General features: G+C 71.1%; 20 protein-coding genes. 12 read left to right on the top strand and 8 right to left on the bottom strand.

Going from position 1 to position 24,676, the window contains the following annotated elements:
• Window positions 1-10 precede the first annotated feature (10 nt).
• Window positions 11-1,156, bottom strand: coding sequence for a glycosyltransferase (locus tag ACSBPH_RS11465; protein WP_442574465.1), 1,146 nt, complete (start codon window positions 1,154-1,156; stop codon window positions 11-13).
• 132 nt (window positions 1,157-1,288) lie between these two features.
• Here ACSBPH_RS11465 and ACSBPH_RS11460 point away from each other — a divergent pair, with 132 nt between their 5' ends.
• From ACSBPH_RS11460 to ACSBPH_RS11430, 7 genes are all read left to right on the top strand, one after another.
• Complete coding sequence (locus tag ACSBPH_RS11460; protein ID WP_442574464.1) at window positions 1,289-1,546, top strand: glutaredoxin domain-containing protein; 258 nt, start codon at window positions 1,289-1,291, stop codon at window positions 1,544-1,546.
• Between the two features lie 140 nt (window positions 1,547-1,686).
• Window positions 1,687-2,472, top strand: coding sequence for a tryptophan 2,3-dioxygenase (gene kynA / locus ACSBPH_RS11455; protein ID WP_442577296.1), 786 nt, complete (start codon window positions 1,687-1,689; stop codon window positions 2,470-2,472).
• Window positions 2,473-2,474: 2 nt separating this feature from the next.
• Window positions 2,475-3,455 (top strand): amidohydrolase family protein, encoded by a 981-nt coding sequence (locus ACSBPH_RS11450; RefSeq protein ID WP_442574463.1) that lies wholly within the window; start codon window positions 2,475-2,477, stop codon window positions 3,453-3,455.
• Window positions 3,445-4,737, top strand: coding sequence for a kynureninase (locus ACSBPH_RS11445; RefSeq protein WP_442574462.1), 1,293 nt, complete (start codon window positions 3,445-3,447; stop codon window positions 4,735-4,737). The genes ACSBPH_RS11450 and ACSBPH_RS11445 overlap by 11 nt, the downstream gene beginning before the upstream one ends.
• A gap of 86 nt (window positions 4,738-4,823) precedes the next feature.
• Entirely contained in the window at window positions 4,824-6,236 is a 1,413-nt protein-coding gene (locus tag ACSBPH_RS11440; protein ID WP_442574461.1) for an MFS transporter, read from the top strand.
• A gap of 79 nt (window positions 6,237-6,315) precedes the next feature.
• Window positions 6,316-8,127 (top strand): aldehyde dehydrogenase family protein, encoded by a 1,812-nt coding sequence (locus ACSBPH_RS11435; protein ID WP_442574460.1) that lies wholly within the window; start codon window positions 6,316-6,318, stop codon window positions 8,125-8,127.
• Window positions 8,124-9,767, top strand: a complete 1,644-nt coding sequence (locus ACSBPH_RS11430) for a GMC family oxidoreductase (protein ID WP_442574459.1) — start codon at window positions 8,124-8,126, stop codon at window positions 9,765-9,767. Before ACSBPH_RS11435 ends, ACSBPH_RS11430 begins: the two co-directional genes overlap by 4 nt.
• A gap of 41 nt (window positions 9,768-9,808) precedes the next feature.
• On the opposite strand, the gene pip is transcribed toward ACSBPH_RS11430, so the two are convergent.
• Entirely contained in the window at window positions 9,809-10,807 is a 999-nt protein-coding gene (gene pip, locus ACSBPH_RS11425; RefSeq protein WP_442574458.1) for a prolyl aminopeptidase, read from the bottom strand.
• Entirely contained in the window at window positions 10,804-11,676 is an 873-nt protein-coding gene (ypfJ, locus tag ACSBPH_RS11420; RefSeq protein WP_442574457.1) for a KPN_02809 family neutral zinc metallopeptidase, read from the bottom strand. Before ypfJ ends, pip begins: the two co-directional genes overlap by 4 nt.
• An 82-nt stretch (window positions 11,677-11,758) precedes the next feature.
• Between ypfJ and ACSBPH_RS11415 the strand changes: the two genes are divergently transcribed.
• Complete coding sequence (locus ACSBPH_RS11415) at window positions 11,759-12,769, top strand: malate dehydrogenase (RefSeq protein WP_442574456.1); 1,011 nt, start codon at window positions 11,759-11,761, stop codon at window positions 12,767-12,769.
• A 3-nt stretch (window positions 12,770-12,772) separates the two neighbouring features.
• The gene (locus ACSBPH_RS11410; protein ID WP_442574455.1) at window positions 12,773-14,539 is read left to right on the top strand and encodes a cation:proton antiporter; all 1,767 of its coding nucleotides are present in this window, start codon (window positions 12,773-12,775) and stop codon (window positions 14,537-14,539) included.
• Between the two features lie 10 nt (window positions 14,540-14,549).
• Here ACSBPH_RS11410 and ACSBPH_RS11405 read toward each other — a convergent pair whose 3' ends face one another.
• The gene (locus ACSBPH_RS11405; protein WP_442574454.1) at window positions 14,550-15,305 is read right to left on the bottom strand and encodes an alpha/beta hydrolase; all 756 of its coding nucleotides are present in this window, start codon (window positions 15,303-15,305) and stop codon (window positions 14,550-14,552) included.
• A 214-nt stretch (window positions 15,306-15,519) separates the two neighbouring features.
• Here ACSBPH_RS11405 and ACSBPH_RS11400 point away from each other — a divergent pair, with 214 nt between their 5' ends.
• The gene (locus ACSBPH_RS11400; protein WP_442574453.1) at window positions 15,520-15,984 is read left to right on the top strand and encodes a recombinase family protein; all 465 of its coding nucleotides are present in this window, start codon (window positions 15,520-15,522) and stop codon (window positions 15,982-15,984) included.
• Between the two features lie 2 nt (window positions 15,985-15,986).
• Here ACSBPH_RS11400 and ACSBPH_RS11395 read toward each other — a convergent pair whose 3' ends face one another.
• The 3 genes from ACSBPH_RS11395 to ACSBPH_RS11385 all read right to left on the bottom strand — a co-directional run bounded on the left by ACSBPH_RS11395 (window position 15,987) and on the right by ACSBPH_RS11385 (window position 21,252).
• Window positions 15,987-18,350, bottom strand: coding sequence for an ATP-binding cassette domain-containing protein (locus tag ACSBPH_RS11395; protein WP_442574452.1), 2,364 nt, complete (start codon window positions 18,348-18,350; stop codon window positions 15,987-15,989).
• Between the two features lie 79 nt (window positions 18,351-18,429).
• Entirely contained in the window at window positions 18,430-19,008 is a 579-nt protein-coding gene (locus ACSBPH_RS11390; protein WP_442574451.1) for a DNA-3-methyladenine glycosylase I, read from the bottom strand.
• 141 nt (window positions 19,009-19,149) lie between these two features.
• Window positions 19,150-21,252, bottom strand: coding sequence for an acyl-CoA dehydrogenase family protein (locus ACSBPH_RS11385; protein WP_442574450.1), 2,103 nt, complete (start codon window positions 21,250-21,252; stop codon window positions 19,150-19,152).
• Between the two features lie 217 nt (window positions 21,253-21,469).
• On the opposite strand from ACSBPH_RS11385, the gene ACSBPH_RS11380 reads away from it, so the two are divergent.
• Both ACSBPH_RS11380 and ACSBPH_RS11375 read left to right on the top strand, forming a co-directional pair.
• Window positions 21,470-21,976: a GNAT family N-acetyltransferase gene (locus ACSBPH_RS11380; protein WP_442574449.1), complete on the top strand. Its 507-nt coding sequence runs from the start codon at window positions 21,470-21,472 to the stop codon at window positions 21,974-21,976.
• Window positions 21,973-22,794: a glycoside hydrolase family 16 protein gene (locus tag ACSBPH_RS11375; protein ID WP_442574448.1), complete on the top strand. Its 822-nt coding sequence runs from the start codon at window positions 21,973-21,975 to the stop codon at window positions 22,792-22,794. The genes ACSBPH_RS11380 and ACSBPH_RS11375 overlap by 4 nt, the downstream gene beginning before the upstream one ends.
• Window positions 22,795-22,815: 21 nt before the next feature.
• Here ACSBPH_RS11375 and ACSBPH_RS11370 read toward each other — a convergent pair whose 3' ends face one another.
• Entirely contained in the window at window positions 22,816-24,615 is a 1,800-nt protein-coding gene (locus ACSBPH_RS11370) for a glycoside hydrolase family 3 N-terminal domain-containing protein (protein WP_442574447.1), read from the bottom strand.
• Window positions 24,616-24,676: the final 61 nt, after the last annotated feature.

Below are 24,676 nucleotides of genomic sequence, written 5' to 3'. Positions count from 1 at the left end.
TCTACAGCATTCAGAGCTCGCCGGGCGACATCGCCTGCGCGTCGAGGTCTTCGACGAGGCGACGCACCCGGCTCGGCTGCACGCCCGCGCGCCGCGGCGCGTAGACGACGAGCGAGTGGAACATGAAGCGCACGAAGAACGCGACGAAGAGCGTGATCGCGGCGGCGAAGACCGCCGAGATGTGCCAGGTCTGCACCATGAAGGCGAGCACGGGGATGCGGATGAGCGCTTCGGCGTTGTTGAAGCCGAACGACTTGGCGAACCGCGACCAGACGCCGCTCGCCTCACCCTTCATGTCCTGGAAGACATAGCGCTCCTGCAGGAGGAAGTTGCCGACGATCGTCACCTCGGCGGCGATGATCGCCGCGACGACGTAGCCGACGCCGGCATGCGTCAGCGCCCACATGATCGCGAGGTTGGCGACCGCGCCGAGCGCGCCGATGAAGGCGAACAGCGACATCTTGCCGAAGCGCAGGAGCGTCAGCTGCGTCAGGAAGTGGAAGCCCTGGCGCATCGACGCCTTCGACTCCCCGGCGTGCCGGCCGGCGAAGTCGAACGGCACCTCGGCGACGCGGAGCGTCTTTCGCGCCAGCACCTCGAGGAGGATCTTGAACCCGCGCGGCTTGAGGGTCTCCAGCTCGATCGCCCGCCGATCGACCAGGAAGAACCCCGTCATCGGGTCGGTGACGTCTTTCAGCCGGATGGGGAACATGGCGCGGGTGAGCGCCGTCGAGACCTTCGACACCGCCACGCGAGTGCGATCGGCGAGCCCGGACGACGTGCCTCCACCGGAATACCTCGACGCCACGACGACGTCGACATCGCCGTGCCGGAAGCGCTGGTAGATCTCCGGGATCTCCTCCGGCGGATGCTGCAGATCGCCGTCCATGACGAGACAGGCATCGGACTCGGCTGCGATGAACCCCTCGACCACGGCCCCGCCGAGGCCGCCGGTGCGCTTGTAGCGATGGATGAGACGCACGGGGAGGGGGGCGGATGCCGCGACCCGGCGCACCTCGTCGGGGGTGCCGTCGGTGCTGTCGTCGACGAAGATCAGCTCCGCGTCGATGCTCTTCGTCGCCAGCCCAACGCGACGGACGAGTTCCGCGATGTTCGGGGCCTCGTTGTAGGTCGGGACGATGATCGAGAGTTCCACAGCGCGACCATCGTCGCATGCCGGTCGATCCGCTGAAAAGCAGCCGGGGATTCCCATCGGGTTTGCACAGCAATCTGCTATGCGCCCGCCCGCATCGGCGATCGCTCAGGATTCACCGGGGAGGATGGGGGGATGACCGATTCCGCGACCATCACGATGTTCGGCGCCGACTGGTGCCGCGACTGCCGCCGCACGAAGACCCAGCTCGATCAGCTCGGCGTCGAGTACCGCTATGTGGACCTGATGGCCGACCCCAGCGCCGCCGATATCGCCCGCGACATCTCCGGCCGCACGAACATCCCGGTCGTCGTATACCCCGACGCGAGCCACCACGTCGAGCCGTCCAACGCCGACGTGGAGTCCAAGCTGCGCGAGCTCGCCCTCATCTGACGACGGATGCCGCGACCCGCAGCGCGCGCGTGGCCTGACGCCGCGGCATCCTTCCTGGTTACAGTGAGCGGGTGACCGAGGGCGTCGAAGGCAACACCCGGCCGATCGAGGGATCGGTCGTCACGGATTTCAGCGACCGTATGACCTACGGCGGATATCTCGACCTCGCGACGCTCCTGTCGGCGCAGCGGCCGCTGAGCGATCCCGAGCATCACGACGAGCTTCTGTTCATCGTCCAGCATCAGACGACGGAGCTGTGGCTCAAGCTCGTGCTGCACGAGCTCGAGGCCGCGTGCCGGCTCCTGCGGGAGGACCGGCTCGCACCGGCGCTGAAGTGCATCGCCCGCGTCAAGCACATTCAGCGGACGCTGACCGAGCAGTGGTCGGTGCTGGCGACCCTCACGCCCGCGGAGTATGCGGAGTTCCGCGGCGTCCTCGGGCAGGCGAGCGGATTCCAGTCGGCGCAGTACCGAGCCGTCGAGTTCACGCTCGGCAACAAGCACGCGGGCATGCTGCGGGTCTTCGAGTCCGACCCGCAGGCGCACGCCCTCGTCGCGGCGGCGCTGGAAGCGCCGAGCCTCTACGACGAGTTCCTGCGGCTGCTCGCCCGCACGGGGTACGCGATCCCCGCATCGGTGCTCGAGCGCGACGTGACGACCGCGTGGACGTTCACGCCCGAGCTCGTCCCCGTCTTCGCCGGGATCTACGCCGATCCGCAGAAGCACTGGGCCGCGTACGAGACGTGCGAAGAGCTCGTCGACCTCGAGGACAACTTCCAGCTGTGGCGCTTCCGGCACCTGAAGACCGTCGAGCGCATCATCGGACTCAAGAGCGGCACCGGCGGCTCGAGCGGCGCCTCCTTCCTGCGGCGCGCGCTGGAGCTGACCTTTTTCCCCGAGCTGTTCGCCGTCAGGACGGAGATCTGAGGATGACGCACGCCGACCCGTTCGCGATCCGCGAGCTGCTGGGACCCGACGCCGCGCCCGGCCGCCGGGCCCTCACCGGCGAGCACGGCGTCGTGCTGCCGCCCTTCACCGACCACCACGTGCACCTGCACCTCATCGACGAGCACGGCCTCGCGCCGCACGGCATCGCTTCCGCCGTCGACCTCGGCGGCGATCCCGTCGAGCTCGCCCGCCGCCCCCGGGAGGGCTTCCCGCGGCTCAGCTACGCGGGCGCGTTCCTCACTGCCCCCGGCGGGTACCCCGTGGGCCGGCCGTGGGCTCCCGCGGCCATCGCCCGCGAGGTGACCGACGCCCAGACCGCCCCCGGCGTCCCCGGGGGAGCCGGCACGTGGGTCGACGAGCAGGCGGGGTGCGGGGCATCCGTCATCAAAGTCGCCCTCAACGCGGCCGCCGGGCCCGTCCTCGATCACGAGGCCCTCGCCGCGATCGTGTCGTGTGCGCACGAGCGCGGCCTCCCGGTGGTGGCGCACGTCGAAGGCGACGGGATGCTGCGCCTCGCCCTCGACACCGGAGTCGACGCGCTGGCGCACACGCCGTTCACGCAGCGCGTGGGTCTGCGGCTCATGGCACGCGCCGCGGCGAGCCAGGCCTGGATCTCGACGCTCGACATCCACGGCTCCGATCCGGAGGCCGCCGCGAACGCCGTCGCCAACCTCGCCGCCTTCCGCGAGGCCGGTGGGCGGATCCTCTACGGCACCGACCTCGGCAACGGCGACAGGCCCGCCGGCGTGCAGGTGGGCGAGCTCGCAGCGCTCGTGCGCGCGGGCCTCGGCGGCCCCGAGGTGATCGCGGCCCTCGCCGACCCGTGGCCCGGCGCGGACCCCGCGCACGGCGTCGCGACGTTCGTGCCGGGCGAGGCGCCTGCGGCGCTCGAGGACGTGCCGGCCTGGCTCGGCGGCGCCACCGTGGTGCCCGAGGAGGAGGTCGTGCGCGATGAGCACTGACGGCGGCACTCCGCGCGACACCGCGCCGGGCGCGGCGGGGCGCGGCGACGGACGCCACGACGGGCTCGAGGCCGAGGCATCCCGTCTCGATGCCGCCGACCCGCTCCGCGCGTTCCGCGACGAATTCGTGGGGGCACAGACCCCGCTCGTCTACTTCGACGGCAACTCGCTCGGGCGACCCCCGAAGGCGACCGCCGAGCGCCTCGACCGTTTCGTGCGCGAAGAGTGGGGCGGACGCCTCATCCGCGGGTGGGACGAAGCGTGGATGGAGCTGCCGTTCGCGATCGGCGACCGGGTCGGCCGCACGGCGATCGGTGCCGCGGCGGGGCAGACGATCATCGGCGACTCGACGACGGTGCTGCTCTACAAGCTCATCCGGGCCGCGTTCGACGCGCAGCACGCCGCCGATCCCGCCCGCGTCGAGATCGTCGTGGATCGCGACAACTTCCCGACCGACCGCTACCTCGTCGAGGGCATCGCCGCCGAGCGCGGCGCGCGTGTCCGCTGGATCGACGTGGCGCTCGACGCGGGCGTCGACGCTGCGGCGCTGGCCGGTGCGGTCGGGCCAGAGACCGCGGTCGTGGTGCTCAGTCACGTCGCGTACCGGTCGGGATATCTGACGGATGCCGCGTCCCTCACGCGCATCGTCCACGACGCCGGCGCGCTCGTCGTGTGGGACCTCTGCCACTCGGCGGGATCGGTCCCGGTCGAGGCCGACGCGTGGGGGTTCGACCTCGCCGTGGGGTGCACGTACAAGTACCTCAACGGCGGCCCCGGCTCCCCCGCTTTCGCCTACGTCGCCGAGCGGCACCAGAACGCGCTCGCGCAGCCGATCCAGGGATGGATGGGCGCGGCCGACGTCTTCGCGATGGGGCCGGAGTACCGGCCCGCGGCGGGGATGCGCCGGTTCCTCTCGGGCACGCCGCCCATCGTCGGGATGCTCGCGATGCAGGACACCCTCGAGATGATCGAGCGCGCCTCGATCGAGGCGATCCGGGAGAAGTCCGTCGCCCTGACCGGGTTCGCGATCCGCGTCGCCGACGAGTTGCTCGCGCCGCTCGGCGTCGAGGTCGCCTCGCCGCGGGATGCAGCGGAGCGGGGCGGCCATGTGACCCTCTCCCACCCCGGGATGCGGGCCGTGACGGCGGCGCTCTGGGCGCAGGACGTCATCCCCGATTACCGCGATCCGGGGGGCCTGCGGATCGGCCTGTCGCCCCTGTCCACGAGCTTCGCCGAGACGCTCGCGGGCTTGCGGGCGGTGGCGGCGGCGATCCCCCGCTGACCCGGGGCCGCCGCCCGGACGGCCGCGCACGGCCGACCTGGGGACAAGCCGCGGGACGAGGCATCCGTCACCCCTACACTGGCGCGATGAGCATCGAAGCTCCCGGCGCACCCGAAGCGCCCACCCCTGCGCCGCCGTCTCGCCGCCTTCCGGGCGGCATCATCACGCGGTACGCCATCGGCTCGATCGGCACCGGCGGATTCGCGACGCTCCCGGGACTCGTGCTGACGTACTACCTGACCGACTCGCTCGGCGTCGCGGCGCTCGTGGCCGGCATCGTCGTGACGCTGCCGAAGATCTGGGACGTCATCATCGGCCCCTTCATCGGCGCGCTGAGCGACGGCGACCGCATCCGGCACGGCACGCGCCGCCGTCTCATGCTGATCGGCGCCCTCACCATCCCGTTCTTCTTCGCCCTCACCTTCGCCGCTCCCCCCGCGGCCGGCCCGCTCGTGGGCGCGCTCTGGGTGCTCGTGGCGTTCACGCTCTGCGCGACGGCGTTCACGCTGTTCCAGGTGCCCTACATCGCACTGCCGGCGGAGCTCACCGCGAGCTACGACGAGCGGACGCGCCTGCTCACGTGGCGGGTCGTCGCCCTCACCGTCGCGATCCTGCTCTTCGGCGCGGGCGGGCCCGCCCTCCGGCGGACGACCGGCGACCCGGTCACGGGCTACCTCGTGATGGGCGTGGCCGGCGGAGTCGTCATCGCGCTCGGCATGCTCATCGCGACGAGCGTCGCCCGCCACGCCCGCCGGGCGACCGCAGCCGAGGCGGCGGCACGCCATGCGGCGGGAACGGCGACGATCCGCGACCACTTCGCTGCCGGCATCCGGGCCCTGCGTCGGAGCGCACCCTTCCGCGCTCTGCTCGCCACGTTCGTGATCCAGGCCCTGGGCACGGCGCTCATGCTGGCCGATGCGCAGTACGTCGCGAAGTGGGTGCTCGACTCGGAGTCCGCCGTCGAGCTTCTCTTCGTCGCGCTCATCGCGCCCGCCATCTTCGCGGCACCCGCATGGGGCGTGGCCGCCCGGCGCATCGGCAAGGAACGCACGTTCGCCATCGCGAGCGTCGTCTTCCTCGTCGCGGCCCTGTCGATCCTCGGCGTGCTGTGGGCGCCCGGCGACTGGATCTACGCCTCGGTCGGGCTGGCGGGCATCGCCTACGCGGGCATGCAGTCGCTGCCGATGGCGATGCTCCCCGACGTCATCTCGCACGACGAGCAGGCCCACGGGCCCGGTCGCGCCGGCTCCTTCAGCGGCATGTGGACGGCGGGGGAAACGGTCGGGTTCGCCCTCGGCGCCGCGGTCCTGTCGGTCATCCTCGCAATCACGGGCTACGTCTCCTCGACGGCGGGCGAGATGGTCGCGCAGCCGGATGCCGCGATCACGGCGATCGTCGTGAGCTTCAGCATCGTTCCGGCGGCCCTGGTCGGCGTGAGCCTTCTCACGCTGCGCCGCTACCGCCTGCGCCGCTCCGACATCGAGGCCGGTACTGCGTAGCAGCAGACCTGACACGCAGTCTCACCGATCGCCCAGAACGCGGCCGTAAGCTGGAGCCACCCGCCCGAAGGAGAGCGCCGTGCCGTCCACCGCGAAAACCCCCGCGAAGAACGCGAAGACCGCCGCGCCTGCGGCGGCCTCCACCTCTGGGCCGGCCGCCACCGAGCCGCCGCATCCCGACTCCGCGGCGGCCCTCGACGCCGCACTCGCCGACCTCTCCGTCGGCGCGGCGACCTGGACGCACCTGACGATCGGCCAGCGGGCACGCCTGCTCGACGGCGTGCGCGCGACCGTCGTGGCCGAAGCCGCGACCTGGGCCGACGTCGCCGCGTCGTCGAAGGGCCTGGCCCCGGGGCATCCTCTCCGGGGCGAGGAGTGGCTCGCGGGACCCTACGCGACGATCATCGCGCTGGACGCGTACCGTCGCACGCTCGCGAAGATCGGGAAGGGTGCGAGCCCTCTCGACGGACTGAAGACGGATGCCGCGCCCGGCGACCGCGTCCGCGTGCACGCCTTCCCGCTCAGCCCCGTCGACGGCCTGCTGCTGTCGGGCTACACCGGCGAAGTGTGGCTCGAACCCGGCGTCACCGAGGGCGAGGCCGCCCGCAGTGCCGGGCTCGCGCAGCTCGCACCGACGCGGCCGGGTGGCGTCGGACTCGTGCTGGGAGCGGGCAACGTCACCTCGATCCCCGTGCTCGACGTGCTGTACGAGCTCCTCGCACACAACCGCGTGGCCATCCTCAAGGTCAACCCGACGCAGGACGCCCTCGTCCCCGTCTTCGAACGCGCCCTCGCCCCCCTCATCGAGCCGGGGTTCCTCCGGATCGTGACGGGCGGCGGCGGCGTCGGGGCGTACCTGACGACGCATCCCGGCGTCGCCCACGTCCACATCACGGGCGCCGCGCCCACGTTCGACACGATCGTCTGGGGCCGGGCCGGGTCGCCTGACACGCAGCGACGTCGCGCCGAGGGCCGCCCGCTCCTCGACAAGCCCATCACCGCGGAGCTCGGCGGGGTCTCGCCCATCATCGTCGTCCCGGGCGCGTGGAGCGAGGCCGACCTCGCCTTCCAGGCCGAGCACGTCGCCACGATGCGCCTGCAGAACGCGGGGCACAACTGCATCGCGGGGCAGGTCGTGCTGCTCAGCTCCGACTGGCCCCAGCGCGACGCGTTCCTGACGGCCCTCGAGAAGGCGTATGCGGCGGCGCCGCAGCGGCCGGTGTGGTATCCCCGCAGCAGCGAGAAGCTCGCGGCCGCGGCATCCGACTACCCCTCCGCGCAGTGGTTCGCGGACGGCACGCGCTCGCTCGTCGAGATCGATCCGGGTCAGGATGCCTCGGCCCTCGAACGGACGGAGTACTTCGCGCCCGTCCTGGGCGTCGTCGAGCTGCCGGGCCTCGGCCAGGAGTTCCTGGATCGCGCCGTCGCCCACGCGAACGACCGGCTCGCCGGCACGCTCGGCGCGAACGTGCTCATCGACCCCGCGACGCAGGAGGCGCTGGGGGGTGGCTTCGAGCGGGCGATCGCCGACCTCCACTACGGCGCCATCGCGATCAACGCGTGGACGGCCTTCGGTTTCCTGCAGCCGACCCTCACGTGGGGCGGCTTCCCCGGCGCGACGATCGCCGACGTAGGCAGCGGCCTCGGCGTCGTGCACAATGCACTCCTGCTCGACCGCGTCGAGCGCTCGATCGTGCGCGGGCCGTTCCGGCCCTTCCCCCGATCGGCGAGCGCGATCGGCCGCCCCGGCACGTTCTCGGTGCTGCCCAAGCCGCCGTGGTTCGTCACGTCGAAGACGGGCGCGGCCGTCAGCGAGGGCTTCACGCGCTTCCAGATGACGCACGACTGGATCGGGCTCGGCAAGACGCTCCTCCAGGCGTTCCGGGCATGAGCGCGAAGCGGGCGGGAGTCGGCACGGATCTCGCCGCCGACTACATCGTCGTGGGCGCGGGCTCGGCGGGCGCGGCCCTGGCCGCCCGGCTCACCGAAGACCCGGCCGTGTCGGTGCTCCTCCTCGAAGCAGGCGGCCCCGACAAGGCGCTCGAGCTGCACGTTCCGGCGGCCTTCTCCAAGCTCTTCCGCGGCGCCTACGACTGGTCGTACGACACGGTTCCGCAGCCGCAGCTGGAGGGGCGGACGATCTACTGGCCGCGCGGCAAGACGCTCGGCGGCTCGTCGTCGCTCAACGCGATGATGTGGATCCGCGGGTTCGCGGCGGACTACGACGAGTGGGCGGATGCCGCGGGCCCGACCTGGTCGTGGCACGCGCTGGTGCCCTACTTCCGTCGTGTCGAGCGCACCTCCGATCCCGTCGATGACACGCAGGGCACCGACGGCCCCCAGCACGTCGAGCATCAGCGCGATCCGCGCCCGCACACGAAGGCGTTCCTCGACGCCGCGGCGGAGCTCGGGCACCCCGTCACGCCGCCGAACCTTCCCGCCGGTCAGGGGTTCGCGCAGACGATGGTGTCGCAGCAGCGCGGATCGCGGGCCTCGACCGCCGATGCGTACCTCCGCCCCGCGGCGAAGCGCCGGAATCTCCGCGTCGTCACGAACGCCCTCGTGCGCACGGTGACCTTCTCGCACCCGGACGGCGAAGCTCCCCGAGCGACCGGCGTCTACGTCGAGATCGACGGCATCCCGCGCCACGCGACGGCGGCCCGCGAGATCGTGCTGGCGGGGGGCGCCGTGAACACGCCGCAGTTGCTCATGCTGAGCGGCATCGGCCCCGCCGCCCACCTCGCCGAGCACGGCATCCCCGTCCTCGTCGACCGCGCGAGTGTCGGATCGAACCTGCAGGACCACCTCGTGGCGGGCCTCGCCCCGGCAGCCGAGAGCGGCACGCTCTACACCGCCGAGCGCGTCGCGGAGCTCGCGCGCTACCTCGCTGCACGCCGCGGGATGCTGACGTCCAACGTCGGCGAGGCGTACGGATTCGTGCGCACCGACGTCGCCGAGCGGTCGGGGATGGCGCCGGGCCTTCCCGACATCGAGATCATCTTCGCCCCCGCCCCGTACGTCGGCGAGGGCCTCGTCCCGCTTCCGGCCGAGGGCCTCACGGTGGGCGCCATCCTCCTCCGGCCGCACAGCCGCGGGACGATCCGGCTGGCGTCGGCAGATCCCGCCGCCAAGCCCGTCATCGATCCGGGCTACCTCACCGATCCCGACGGGATCGACCGCGCCACGATGCTCGCGGGCCTCGCCGAGTGCGAGCGCCTCATCGCGACCGAGGCGCTCGGCGCCGTCTCGACCGGCGGCTGGGTGCAGCCCGAGGGTGGCGAGCGCATGACTCCCGAGGAGCGCGCCGAGGTGTCGCTGCGCCGCTACTCGCACACCCTCTACCACCCCGTGGGAACGGCCCGGATGGGGAGGGATGCCGCGTCCGTCGTCGACCCCGAGCTGCGGGTGCGCGGGGTCGACGGGCTGCGCGTCGCCGACGCATCCGTCATCCCCACGATCATCCGCGGCCACACCAATGCCCCCGCGATCGTCATCGGCGAGCGGGCGGCCGACCTCATCCGGGGGCGCTGAGGGCGGGCGGCACGCGCCGACCCGACCCGGCGTGCGGCCCCCTACTCGGAGGCCTCGGTGTCACTCCCGGCGAAGCGGTCGGTCGCCTCGCGCAGAGCCCGGGCGATGCCCGGCTCGGAGGCGGAGTGACCGGCATCCGGCACCATCACGAGATCGGCCTCGGGCCACGCGCGGTGGAGGTCCCACGCGGTCATCGGCGGGGTGCACATGTCGTACCGCCCCTGGACGATGACGGCCGGGATGTCGCGGATCGCGTCGACCCCGGCGATCAGCTGCCCCTCTTCGAACCACCCGCCGTGAAGGAAGAAGTGGTTCTCGATGCGCGCGAAGGCCACCGCCTTGCGGGGGTCGGTCATCGTCGTGACGAGGTCGGGATCGGGGAGGAGGGTGAGGGTCGAGGCCTCCCACCGCGTCCAGGCCAGGCCGGCAGGCTCGTGCACAGCGGGGTCGGGATCGGACAGCCGCCGCGCGTACGCCTCGATCATCCGCGAGCGCTCGAGCACGGGGATCGGCGCGATGAAGTCCTCCCACAGATCGGGGAAGACGACCGAGGCGCCGCCCTCGTAGAACCACTCGAGCTCCATGCGGCGGAGCGTGAAGACGCCGCGCAGCACGATCTCGGTCACGGCCGACGGATGCGCCTGCGCGTAGGCGAGGGCGAGGGCACTCCCCCACGAACCTCCGAACACCTGCCACCGCTCGATGCCGAGGTTGCGGCGGAGCAGCTCGATGTCGGCGACGAGGTGCCACGTCGTGTTGAAGCGGAGGTCGGCCTGCGGGTCGCTCGCGTGCGGAGTGCTGCGGCCGCACCCGCGCTGGTCGAGGAGCACGATGCGGTACTTCTGGGGGTCGAAGAAGCGCCGGTGCCAGGGCGAGGTCCCCCCTCCGGGGCCGCCGTGGAGGAAGACGACGGGCTTCCCCTCGGGGTTTCCGCTCTGCTCCCAGTAGACCCGCTGGCCGTCGCCGACGATCAGCTGGCCGCGCTCGTACGGCTTGATGCGGGGATAGAGGATGTCGTCGAGGTGTTCGGGGGCGCTCATAGCTCGTTCCCCGAGACGGAGAACGTGTCGCACGCCTGGTAGCCGCTGCCGAATCCGGTCTCGAACCAGCGCTCGCGCTGCTCGCTCGAGCCGTGCGTCCACGTCTCGGGGTTGACGGAGCCGCCCGACTCCTTCTGGATGTGGTCGTCGCCGACGGCCTGCGCCGCGTTGATCGCGTCGCGCACCTGCGCCGCCGTGGGCTTCTGCAGGAAGGGGACGCCGTTCTGGTCCTTCTGCTCGCCCGCATGGGCGATCCACGCGCCGGCGAGGCAGTCCGCCTGCAGCTCCGTGCGCACGCCGTTGCTGTCGGGACCCGTGCCGTTGTCGGGGTGGTCCTGCATGATCCCGCTGATGTTCTGCACGTGATGGCCGTACTCGTGCGCGAGCACGTAGAGCTGTGCGAGCGGCCCGGCCGTCGCGTCGAACTGCTCGCGCAGCAGCGCGAAGAACGTCGGGTCGATGTAGACGGTCTCTTCGGGCGGGCAGTAGAACGGCCCCGTGGCGTTGGACGCCGTGCCGCAGGCGGACGAGGTCTGCTGGTCGACGATGATGAGCTGCGGCTGGCGGTAGCCCTCGAGATTCTGCGACCAGTACTGATCGAGATTGAGGGATGCCGCGGCCAGCCGGCAGTCGTCGCGCGCATTGGCGTCGGCGCCCGTCTCGCAGTTGGAGACCTCGCTCTCCTGGCCGCTTCCGCCGCCGCCGGTGAGGGGTCCGACGATCCCCGAGATGTCGGTGCCGGTGAAGAGACTGAACAGGAGCACCGCGAGGGCGCCGAGCCCGGCGACCCCGCCGCCGGCGACGGCGACGCCGGCGCCGCGGCGCTTCGCGGTGTTGCCTCCGACATTGGCGTTGTCGTTGAACGTCATGCGCTCACGGTACCGCCAAGCACCACGAAGCACGGGAAACGGCGACCCCCTTGCGCTCGGGGCCCGCAATAGGCTCAGTGCCATGGCGAGCTCATCCACGACCGTGACGATCACGGGCGCAGGCGGTCAGATCGGCTACGCGATGATGTTCCGGATCGCCGCCGGAGACATGCTCGGAGCCGATCGGCGCGTGCGTCTGCGGCTCCTCGAGATCCCGCAGGGCATGCGCGGCGCCGAGGGCGCGGCCCTCGAGCTGCAGGACTGCGCCTTCCCGCTCCTCGACGGCGTCGAGGTGACCGACGACCCGCGCGCGGCGTTCGACGGGTGCAGCATCGCCCTCCTCGTGGGGGCTCGTCCGCGGGGGCCGGGGATGGAGCGCGGCGACCTGCTCGCGGCCAACGCCGGCATCTTCGGGCCGCAGGGCGAAGCGATCGCGGCGGGCGCGGCATCCGACATCCATGTCGTCGTCGTCGGGAACCCCGCCAACACGAACGCGCTCATCGCCGCCCACGCGGCAAGAGACGTGCCCGCCGACCGATTCACGGCCCTCACGCGCCTCGACCACAATCGCGCGGTCGGCCAGCTCGTCCAGGCGCTCGACGTCCGGCCCGACGAGATCGAGGGCGTGGCGATCTGGGGCAACCACTCGGCGACGCAGTTCCCCGACGTCTCGCACGCGACCGTGCGCGCAATGCCGGTGGTCGAGGCCCTGGCGGCCCGGCTCGGCGACCGCGCCGCGGCCCTCGCCTGGCTCGACGAGACGTTCGTCCCCCGCGTCGCCAAGCGCGGCGCCGAGATCATCGAGGTCCGCGGCTCTTCGTCGGTGGCGTCGGCGGCGAACGCCGCGATCGAGCACGTCCGCGACGAACAGCGCGGCACGGGCGCGACGTGGACCTCCGCCGCCGTCGTCTCCCGCGGGGAGTACGGCGTGCCGGAGGGGCTCGTCTGCTCGTTCCCGGTGACCTCGGACGGCTCGGGCTACCGGGTCGTGGAAGGTCTCGACTTCGACGATCGATCGCGCGCGCGGTTCGAGGCATCCGTCGCAGAACTCGTCGCGGAGCGCGACGCGGTGCGCGAACTGGGCGTCGTCTAGGCGATGGAGGCACTCATCCTCGCCATCCTCGCGATCCTCGCGATCGCGGTGACGACGGCGATCGCGCCCAAGGTCAAGATCGCAGGACCGCTCCTGCTCGTCGCGCTCGGTCTCGGGGTGAGCCTGCTGCCCTTCGTGCCGGCCATCGCCGTCAATCCCGAGATCATCCTCGTCGGGATCCTGCCGCCGCTGCTGTACTCGGCCGCCGTGCAGCTGCCCGCGATCGAGTTCCGCCGTGACTTCGGCGCCGTCGCCGGGCTCTCGGTGGTGCTCGTGCTCGTCAGCGCCGTCGCCCTGGCGCTCTTGTTCAACGCCGTCGTACCGGGCCTGGGCTTCTACCTCGCTCTCGCGCTCGGGGCGATCCTCAGCCCGACGGATGCCGTCGCGACGGGGATCGTGCGAAGGCTCGGCATCTCGCGGCGCGTCGTGACACTCCTCGAAGGCGAGAGCCTCCTCAACGACGCGACATCGCTCGTGATCCTGCGCGTCTCGGTCGCGATCGCCATCACCGCGAGCGTGCCCGAGGGCGGCGTGCTCGGCGCGTTCGTGTGGGGCGTCTTCATCGCCGTCGTCGTCGGAGCGATCGTCGGCTGGGTCAACCTGCGCCTTCGCCATCTCGTGCGCAACTCCGCCGCCAACACCGCGATCGGGATCGTCGTGCCGTTCATCGCCTACCTCCCGACGGAGCAGCTCGAGGGATCGGGCCTGGTCGCGGCGGTCGTCGCGGGTATCGTCACCGGTCAGGGGGCCGCGAGGTGGTTCACACCCGAGCAGCGGATGTCGGACGAGCTGAACTGGCGCACGATCGAACTAGTGCTCGAGGGCGGCGTCTTCCTCCTCATGGGGCTCGAGCTGAAAGACCTCCTGCGGGCGAACTTCGCCGACGAGCAGGGCATCGGGCACGCCGCGTGGCTGGCCGTCACGGCGTTCGCGATCATCATGGTCGTGCGCGCGGCCTACGTCTCGCTCCTCGTCTGGCTGCAGAGCCGGCGCGCCCGGCGCAAGCTCGCCCGACGCGATCGCCTGGAGTCGTTCCACGATCGGATCGACGCGATCGAGAGCGGCGAGCTCCCGCCGCCCGACCGGCCCGTCCTGCCGGGAATCGAGCACCGCGAGGGGCGACCGATCGATCCTGCGCGTCGCGAGCGCCGCATCGGCCAGATGCGCACGCGCGTCTCGCGCGCCCTCGCCGACCTCGACTACTACCAGGCCTCGCCGCTCGGCTGGAAGCACGGCACCGTCATCGTGTGGGCGGGCATGCGCGGTGTCGTGACGCTCGCCGCGGCGCAGACACTTCCCGCGCAGACCTCCGATCGCCCGCTCCTGGTCTTCGTGGCGTTCCTCGTCGCGGTCGGGAGCCTCATGTTCCAGGGCCTCACGCTTCCGACGGTGGTCAGGATGCTGCGGATCGACGACTCCGCGGCGGACGTCGTCGGGCGCGCCGAGCAGGAGCGGCTGGACGACGAGCTTCGTCGGGCCGCGTCATCCGCTCTCTCCGACCCCGGTCTGGCCAAGCGCGACGGCTCGAGCTTTCCGCCTGGACTCGTCGAGCGGGTCGGCGCGCGGCTCATCGAGCCTCCCGACGACGAGGAGTCGGCGGTGCTGCGAGAAATGCTGGAGCTGCGGCTCGCGATGATCGACACGATGCGCGTGCGGCTCACCGAGCTGTCGTCGGGCGGGCTCTACAGCACCGCCGTGCTGCGGCACGCGCTCGCCGAGCTCGACGCCGATCAGCTGAGCCTCGAACTGCGGCTCGAGGACGACGACTGAGACCGTCCTCCTAGCCGACCGCAGCTGAGAGATGGCGGGCGAAGAAGCGGGCGGCATCATCACCTGCGAACGGCGGAACGCCGGTGTGGCCGCCCATGTTGGCGTAGAGGGTCTTCTCGGCCGATCCGAACGCATCGAACAGATCGAGGGCCATCTGTCGGTCGTTGCCCAGGTCATCCCACTGCAGCAGAACGTGCAACGGGATCGTGACCCGGCGAGCCTCCTCCATCGTGGTGCGCGGCACGTAGCTGCCGGCGAAGAGGCCCGCCGCCGCGATCCGTGATTCCGTCGCGGCGAGGCGTGTGCCGATCGCGATCACCCCGCCGGAGAATCCGACCCTCTCCGCGATGTCGGGAAGGCCGAGGACCTCATCGAGAGTGGCCTGCCACTCCGGCACCGCCCTGTCCACGAGGGGGAGGATCAGCCGGTCGATGACATCGGCCGAAGGCCGTTCCCCCGCCGCGATCGCATGGGAGAGGTCTGCGCGCGCCTGCTCTGCGCCAGGGAGCGCGGGGCGGTCGCCCGCCCCGGGCGACTCGATGGCGACCGCCGCGAACCCTTGCGCGGCTGCGCTGCGCGCACGTGCCGCCAGGCGGGGGTACATCCTTCGCATCCCGAACCCGCCGGGCTGGCCCATCAGGATGAGGGGAGCCGGGGCGGACGAGGAGGCGGCTAGTGGCGTCCAGAGGATGCCCGCGACTGCACCGAGGGTGAACTCACGCTCGGTGAGGCCCGCCTCGAGAATGCGGTGAGAAGTGAAATGCATGGTCGTGCCTTTCGGGAGTGCTGCTGATGAGCGGCGCTCCCGGACGACCTACCGTCCGACCGTGACTGCCCAGAGGAGCACCATCGTCGATTCGTTCACGGGTACCACCTCCTGAGTTCCTTGCACGGATGAGAAAGCATATCAGCGCCGGGCGGGCGCCTTTCGTGTCGCTGAAGCATGGCGCGAGAGGGCACAATGGAAGGGGAGGTGCGCCATGCCGGAACTGTTCGACACCGCTGACGCCGCGCCCCCGCGCGAAGACACCGCGCCGCTGCATCTGCCGCACGCGGCGACCGAGTGCCCGAAGTGCTTCACCGAGCTGCAGCGCGATCGCGACTGGTGGCTCGCGCGTCCGGCCGGGTCGCGCCTCGTCGGTCTCGTGGTCGCCCGCGACGACATGCCGTCGATCGTCGAGCAGCGCGATGAGCTGACGCGCTTCGGCGTGCCGATCGAGGGCTTCCGTCACCCGGCGCCCGAGACACTCGAGTCGTGGGAGGAGCGGCTCTTCCGCCTCTTCGGCCGGCTCGTGCGGGGCGATGTCCTCGTGGTGACGAACGTCCACGCCCTGGGCCGCAACACCGACGAGGAGACGCGCACGGTCGCCGAGCTCGCGCGACGCGGCGTCGTGGTCAAGGTGCTGCGCCACGGCGCGCACCACCTGCACGACGCGCTGGACTGACCTCAGCGGGCGACGTACGCCCGCAGGTGCTGCGCCGTGAGCGTCTCAGCCGACGCCACGAGCTCGGCGGGCGTCCCCTCGAAGACGATCCGGCCGCCGTCGTGCCCGGCGCCCGGGCCGAGGTCGATGATCCAGTCGGCGTGAGCCATGACCGCCTGGTGGTGCTCGATGACGATGACGCTGTTGCCCGCATCGACCAGGCGGTCGAGCATCGCGAGCATGTTGTCGACATCGGCGAGATGCAGGCCCGTCGTCGGCTCGTCGAGCACGTAGACCGCACCCTTCTTCGCCATCGAGATCGCCAGCTTGAGGCGCTGTCGCTCACCACCGGACAGCGTGTTGAGCGCCTGGCCGAGCGTGATGTAGCCGAGGCCGACGTCGATCATCCGCAGGAGGATCGTGTGGGCCGGCCCCTTGCCGAGGAACTCCGCCGCCTCCGACGCCGACATCGCGAGCACCTCGGCGATGTTCTTGCCCTCGAGGCGGTATTCGAGCACCTCGTCGCTGAAGCCCGACCCCTCGCACAGCTCGCACAGCGTCTCGACCGTCTGCGTGAAGCCGAGGTTCGTGATGATGACACCGAGCCCGCGGCACGCGGGGCACGCGCCCTCGGAGTTGGCGCTGAACAGCGCCGGCTTGACCCCGTTCGCCTTCGCGAACGCCGAGCGCACGGTGTCGAGGATGCCGGTGTACGTCGCGGGACTCGAGCGGCGGTTGCCCTTGATGGGCGACTGGTCGACCACGACCACGTCGTCGAAGGCCGGGACGTTGCCGTGGATGAGCGACGACTTGCCCGACCCGGCCACTCCGGTGACGACGGTGAGGATGCCGAGGGGGATGTCGACGTCGACGTCCTGGAGGTTGTGCTGGCCGGCCCCGCGGATCTCAAGGACCCCCTTCGCCGTCCGGGTGGACTCCTTGAGCTTCGCGCGGTCGTCGAGGTGGCGCCCGGTGATCGTCTGCGAGGCGCGGAGGCCCGCGACATCCCCCTCGTACTGCACTTCGCCGCCGGCGCGCCCCGCACCCGGCCCGAGGTCGACGATGTGGTCGGCGATCTCGATGACCTCGGGCTTGTGCTCGACCACGAGCACGGTGTTGCCCTTGTCGCGCAGCTGCTGAAGGAGCCGGTTCATGCGCTGGATGTCGTGGGGGTGCAGGCCTGCCGTCGGCTCGTCGAACACGTAGCTGATGTCGGTGAGGGCGGAGCCGAGGTGCCGGATCATCTTGGTGCGCTGCGATTCGCCGCCCGACAGGGTTCCCGACGATCGGTCGAGCGAGAGGTAGCCGAGACCCACCTCGACGAACGACGCGATGGTCTGCCGCAGCCCCGCCATGAGCGGCGCGACCTCGGGGTCGTCGACCGTGTCGAGCCAGGCTGCGAGATCCGAGATCTGCATGGCCGCGGCATCCGCGATGCTGATCCCGCGGATCTTCGACGACCGTGCGCCCTCGTTGAGGCGGGTGCCGCCGCAGTCGGGGCAGGCGGTGAACTTGACGGCCCGGTCGACGAACGCCCGCATGTGCGGCTGGAGCGAATCGCGGTCTTTCTGCAGGAGCGACTTCGTGATCTTGGGCACGATGCCCTCGTAGGTCATGTTGATGCTCTGGATCTTGACCTTCGTCGGTTCTTTGTAGAGGAAGTCGGCGCGCTCCTGCTCGGTGTAGTCCTTGATCTTCTTGTCGGGATCGATGAAGCCGGACTCTGCGAACTGCCGCACCATCCACCCGTCGACGCTGTAGCCGGGCACCGTGATCGCGCCCTCGGAGATCGACTTGTCGCTGTCGAAGAGCTCGTCGAGGTCGATCTGGCTCACTTCGCCGAGGCCTTCGCAGCCCGGGCACATGCCGCCGGTGATCTCGAACGAGCGACGCTCCTTGACCTTCTTGCCGCCCTTCTCGAAAGTGACTGCGCCTGCGCCCGAGACCGAGGGGATGTTGAACGAGAACGCCTGCGGCGAGCCGACGTGGGGCTGACCGATGCGGCTGAACAGCAGTCGGAGCATCGCGTGGGCGTCGGTCGCGGTGCCGACCGTGGAGCGCGTGTTGGCGCCCATGCGCTCCTGATCGACGATGATCGCGGGACTCACGTTCTCGAGCGCGTCGACCTCGGGGCGATTGAGCTGCCCCATGAACTGCTGCACGAAGGTCGGGTAGGTCTCGTTGATGAGCCGCTGGGACTCGTTCGCGATCGTCGCGAAGACCAGCGACGACTTGCCCGAGCCGCTCACGCCGGTGAAGACCGTGAGGCGACGTTTCGGGATCTCGACGCTGACGTTCTTGAGGTTGTTCTCGCGGGCTCCGACGACCCGGATGACTTCGTGTGAATCGGCGATGTGGACAGTCGGCGAGGGCTCTTGGCGAGTCATCGCACCAGTCTGCCCTCGGCGGCCGACATCGCGCTTCCTGAATCCTGCTCGATCGTCGGGCCCGGGGGGTCGGCTCTCGTCAGGCGTCCGCGCGCCAGCAGCCCTCGACGTGGTCGTCGACCATTCCGGCGGACTGCATGAGCGCGTACATCGTGGTCGAGCCGACGAAGCGGAAGCCGCGCTTGCGGAGCGCCTTGGACGCGGCATCCGACTCCGCCGTCGTGGCGGGCACCTCGGCGAAGCTCTGCGGGCGCCCGCGCCCGGCGGGCGGCGCGAACGACCAGAGGAACTCGTCGAGCTCTCCCGCGCGCATCTCGGTCACGAGGCGCGCGTTCGAGATCGTCGCGAGGATCTTCGCCCGATTGCGGATGATGCCGGCGTCGGCCATGAGGCGCTCGACGTCGTCGTCGCCGAACCGGGCGACGACCTCGGGCTCGAAGCCGGCGAACACCTCGCGGAACCGCGGACGCTTGCGCAGGATCGTGATCCACGACAGCCCCGCCTGGAAGCCCTCCAGGCTCAGCTTCTCGTAGAGCGCCCGGTCGCCGTGCAGGGGCCTCCCCCACTCCTCGTCGTGGTAGCGGCTGTATTCGGGATCGTCGCCGACCCACGCGCAGCGCGCGACGCCGTCGGGTCCGGTGCGGAGCGCAGGATTCACGCCCGTCAGCCTAAGGCCGCCCTCCGACGCCGGCGCGGCGGCGCCGGCCGGCGTCCCCGCGCGTATCGCACCGAGCCGGGCGGGAACGACGAGGCCCCACCCGCGCGCGGCGGATGGGGCCTCGCCGAAGCCGCCGGCGGCTTACTTCTTCAGCGACTTCTCCGAGACCGGGGCGGTGCCGGATGCCGCGAGCGCGGCGTAGTAGTCGGCCGCCTCCTGCTGGCGCTCGTGCTCGGCGCCCGACGCGATGGGCGCGCGCACGTGCTCGGGCGCGAAGCCGAACGCGTCCACGAGGTCCTGCGCGTGCGGACGGAGCCGCCCGCACAGGCGGTCGATGTACGCCGAGACAGCGCCCGCGCGCTGCGCGGAGAGGCGTCCGTGGATGAGGTACCAGGCCAGGTGCTTCTCGATGAGGCTCAGCCCGAAGAGGTCGCGCAGCCACGTCAGCACCTGCTTCGTGCCCTCGTCGGCGACGCCGTTCACGGCATCCGTGAAGGCCTCCCACTGCAGCAGCTCGCCGTGGGCGCGCGCCGCCTCGATGAGCTCGGCCTGATTGGCGTTGAAGAGCGCTGCGGCGTCTTCGCGCGGCAGCTTCGCGGCGGGGCGGAGCCGGCCGGCGATGTCGGCGATCATCTGCTGCACGCGCCCCGAGAGGAGCTCGTGCTGCTGGTCGGCGCGCAGGCCGAGCTCGACCGAGCGGGCCGTCGACCCGAAATCGGCGACCGACTGCCCGAGCTGGCGCAGCCCCGCGCCGTGGAACACCTTGCCCGCGGTCTGGCCGACGACGATGCGGGCCAGGGCCGCGGCATCCTTCCCCTTGAACTGCTTGGCGTAGTCGGACAGGAGCCGCTTGCCCACGAGCTGCAGGAGGACGTTGTTGTCGCCCTCGAACGTGACGTAGACGTCGAGGTCCTGGTGGAGGCCGACCAGGCGGTTCTCTGCGAGGTAGCCCGATCCGCCGCAGGCCTCGCGGCACTCCTGGATCGTGTCGAGGGCGTTCCAGGTCGACAGCGGCTTGAGCGCCGCCGCGAGAGTCTCGAGGTCTTCGCGCTCGGCGGAGGTGTCGTTCTGGCCACTGAAGACGCCGTCGAACTTGCGGAGCAGCTCGTCGTGCGCGAAGAACTGCGCATACGTCTGGGCGACCCGCGGGAGAAGCCGGCGCTGGTGCTTGCCGTAGTCCAGCAGCACGACCTCGGGCGTACCCGAGCCGGAGTCGAACTGGCGGCGCTGGTTGGCGTAGGTGATCGCGATGTACTCGGCGAGGGCGGTGCCGGTGGTCGCTGCCCCGTCGAGCGAGACGCGGCCCTGCACGAGGGCTCCGAGCATCGTGAAGAAGCGACGGCCGGGGCTCGGGATGTCGGAGCTGTACGTGCCGTCGGGTGCGACGTCGCCGTAGCGGTTGAGGAGGTTCGTGCGGGGGACGCGCACGTGGTCGAAGTGCAGCCGGCCGTTGTCGATGCCGTTGAGCCCGCCCTTGACGCCGTCGTCCTCGCCGCCGATGCCGGGGAGGAACGCCCCCTCGTCGTCGCGCAGCGGCACGAAGAAGCAGTGCACGCCGTAGTTGACGCCGCCCGTGATGAGCTGCGCGAAGACCGTGGCGGCCTTGCCGTGCAGCGCCGCATTGCCGAGGTAGTCCTTCCACGCGCCGCGGAACGGCGTGTGGATCACGAACTCCTCGGTCTCGGGGTCGTACGTCGCCGTCGTGCCGATGGCCGCGACATCCGACCCGTGACCGGTCTCGGTCATCGCGAAGGCCCCGGGGATGTCGAGGTTCATGACGCCCGGCAGCCACTTGTCGTGGTGCTCCTTCGTGCCGAGCTGGTGGATCGCCGAGCCGAAGAGACCCCACTGCACGCCGGACTTGATCTGCAGGCTGGGGTCGGCGAGCACGAGCTCCTGGAAGCCGGCGAGGTTGGAGCCGTTGTCGTTGCGCCCGCCGTACTCCTCGGGGAACGCGCGGCGCGAGCCGCCGGCGTCGACGAGAGCGTGCAGCTGCGCGAGGACGCGCTCGCGGTGCTCGGGCATCGGCTGGCCCTCGACGCGCCAGAACGCGGAGTCTTTGATCATCTCGCGCGCTTCTCGGCGCGTGGCGGCCCAGGTTCCGAGGAGCATGTCGGTCACGTGCGCGACATCGATGCGGGGCTCGGATGCCTCGGCGGCGGTGTGCGCGGCGGTCGGCGCTCCGCCGGCGGGCGTGCGCTTGCTCGTGGCGGGCTTGTGGGGACGGACGGCGGCGTCAGCCATGTTCACCTCTCGAGAGACGAATAGGAAATCACTGTCGACGGTAGGTCTTCCACAACTCGACCCCAACTCGGTTGAGGAAACCTCACAAACACGGGTCGACACGTCTCGCCACCCGGTTGTGCGCTCCCGACATCTTCCGGGGTCAGGTCGGGGCTTGGGCCCCGGCGAGGAGGGGGCGGGAGTGCCGACGACGGATGCCGCGCCCTAGACTCGCCGCGTGAGCATCGACGTCGCCCTGCGCGTGTCGCTCGAACCCTGGCGACCCGACGATCTCGCGGTGCTGCACCGTGCGAACACCGCCGAGATGACGCGCTTCCTCGGCGGCCCAGAGCAGCCGGAGGACGTCGCGGAGCGGCACGCGGAGTACCTCCGCCTCGCCGAGAGCGGGAGCGGGGCGATGTACCGCCTCCTCGTCGACGGCGAAGCCGCGGGCTACGTCGGCTGGTGGCTCGAAGACCACGACGGCACGCCGGCGTACGAGATCGGCTGCGCCGTGGAGCCGTCGTGGCAGGGCCAGGGCGTCGCCACCGAGGCGCTCGGGCGGGTCGTGCGCCTGGCCGCTGCGCGGGGCAACTGGCCGGTCGTGGGTTATGCGAACGCGGAGAACGAGGCATCCAACGCCCTCTGCCGGCGTATCGGGTTCGAGCTGCGCGGGAGCGGGATCTTCCCCTCCGACGACGGCGACATGACGGTGAACATCTGGGTCTACGAGGCCGGCGCGTGACCGTGCCGATCGAGTCTTCGAGCGACACGTCGCCGCTCGACCTCACCGGGCGGGCCCCCGACGTCGACGAGCGCTTCGACGAGGGAGTGCTCGACGAGACGCTGTGGTGGCCGTACTACACGCCGCACTGGTCGTCCCGGGATCGCGCCGCGGCTCGCTACACGGTCGGCGCGCCGGGCCTCGAACTTCGGATCGAGGCCGACACGCCGCCGTGGGCCCCCGACCTCGACGGCGACCTGCGGGTGTCGCACCTGCAGACGGGGCAGTATTCGGGTGCGCTCGGATCCGGCGACGGACAGCACCGGTTCCGGCCGGGGCTCGTGGTACGCGAGGAGCAGCCCGACCGCCTCCTCTGGCTGCCGCGGTTCGGCGTCATCGAGGCGCGGCTCGCGGCGATCCGTCACCCCTCGGCGATGGTGGCCTTCTGGCCGATCGGGTTCGAGGAGCGGCCCGACGACTGCGGCGAGATCTGCATCGCCGAGATCTTCGGCTCGGAGATGGATGAGACGGGCGGCTGGGTCGGCGTGGGCGTGAAGCCGCAGAACGACCCGCGTCTGCACGAGGACTTCGAGAAGATCCGGGTCGAGGGCGATCTCACCGACTTCCACGACTACGCCGTCGAGTGGACCCCCGAGCGGCTGCGGTTCTTCATCGACCACCGGTGGGTCAAGACGGTGGAGCAGACGATCGACTACCCCGTGCAGCTCATGCTCGACGTGTACGAGTTCCCGCCGGAGGACGGGGAACGGGATGCCGCGTCTTTCCCGCACCGCTTCCGCGTGGCCTCCGTCCGCACCTACCCGCCGGTCGGCGGCTAGCGCTCCCGCCGCTGGGCCGGGCTAGAGGCGGAGCCCGTGGCCGAAGCGGAAAAGGGGGTCGGCCGTGTCGAAGGGCATGTCGGGACGCGACGCCTCGACGGCGGCCATCGAGCTCGGGATGTCGAAGGGCAGGCGCCCGCGGGCCGGCACCGCGCCGGTCAGCACGTCGAGGAGCGCGGCGTCGGCGGCACCCCAGTTCGCGGTGACGGCGTCGGCCGCCTCGACGATGGGGCCGAGGACCGCGGGGCGGTCGAGGAACACGTCGACCACCGTCGGCACGGCGGCGGCGACCGCCCTGACGCGCGCGATGACCTCCTCGGGGAAGTCGAGGGAGCCGGCGTGGAAGAAGTTCTCGAACATCGTGCCGCGCTCCTCGTAGGGCGCCTGGATGCGCAGGATCGCGACATCCGCGTCCTCCGGCGCGTCCACGACCTCGCCACACGCCGCCGCAGCCTCGCGGGAGATGCCCTCGACGTAGAGCTTCACGCGGGGGGCGAGGGGCAGCACGGGCGCACCCGCAGCGCCGCGCGACTCGTTCGTCAGCACGACGATCGAGGCGCGCTGGGCGGCCTCACCCGCCGCGCGGAACTCGGGCGAGCCGACGATCGCGTCGGCGGCCCCGGCATCCACATACGGGTTCTCGAAGAGTCCGAGGAGGAACTTCTCGCGCAGCAGGCGCCTGGCCGAGGCATCCAGTCGCTCCTCGCTGATGCGGCCGTCCTCGACGAGCGAGACCAGGAGCCCGGGGTCGTCCTCGCCGCCGAACTGATCGGCACCCGCATCGAGCACCTTGATCATCCGCTCGGCGGGGGTGAGGTGCTCGACGCCCCATGCGCGGGCGGCGAAGTCGTGGCCCATGATGGCCTGGTCGGTGATGAGGCCCCAGTCGGTGCAGACGATGCCGTCGAAGTCGTAGCGCTCGCGGAGGAGCCCCGTGAGCACCGACTTGTTGAAGCCGAAGCCGACCTCCTCGTACTCGGTGCCCACGGGCATGCCGTAGTACGGCATGATCTGCCGGCCGCCGGCGGCGAAGACGGCCTCGAAGGGCTTCAGGTGCAGCTCGAACTGCCCGCCGGGGTAGACCTGCTCGCGGCCGTAGTCGAAGTGCGGATCCTCGCCGTCCTTCTGCGGGCCACCGCCCGGGAAGTGCTTCGTCATCGTCGACACCGACCCCGCGCCGAACGACGCGCCCTGGAATCCGCGCACGTAGGCCGCGCCCAGCTCGCCGGCGAGGTCGGCGTCTTCGCCGAACGTCTGCAGCTGGCGCGCCCACCGCGGCTCGGTCGCGAGGTCGACCTGCGGGTGAAGCGCCACGCGGATGCCGACGGCGGTGTACTCGCGCCGCGCGATGTCGGCGAAATCCTCCACGAGGGCGGCGTCGTGCGTCGCCGCGAGCCCGAGCGGCTCCGGCCACTGCGAGAACGGCCCCGCGAAGAAGGACGCGCCCGGATTGTCGTTGAAGGCGTGCCGAGGATCGGTGGAGATGGTCACGGGGATTCCGAGACGAGTGGATGCCGCGAGCTCCTGCAGCCTGTTGTGCCAGCGCGCGATCTCGCCGGCCGTGGGGGCGATGCCGAGGAGGTTGAAGTGCGACAGCTGCCGCCCGACGACGTACTCCTCGTTCGAGGCCATGCCGAAGACCGGATCCCCGTCGGACAGCTCGCCGCCTGGCCCCATGGCGATCATCGTGTGGAAGAACAGCCCCGCCTTCTCGGCGAGCGTCATCTGGCCGAGGAGGATCTCGACGCGCTCGTCGACCGGGAGCGAGGCATCCCGATAGCGCGTGTCGACATCGGTCAGGGGAACGGCGTCATTGCTCATGTCCCGAGCATAAACCGAACATTGCTAGGTTTTCAATCGCCCGCCGCCGATGGCGACGAAT

The organism is Microbacterium sp. F51-2R (genome assembly GCF_052180235.1).
Taxonomy (GTDB): domain Bacteria; phylum Actinomycetota; class Actinomycetes; order Actinomycetales; family Microbacteriaceae; genus Microbacterium.
This window is presented reverse-complemented; position numbering and strand designations above follow the sequence as displayed.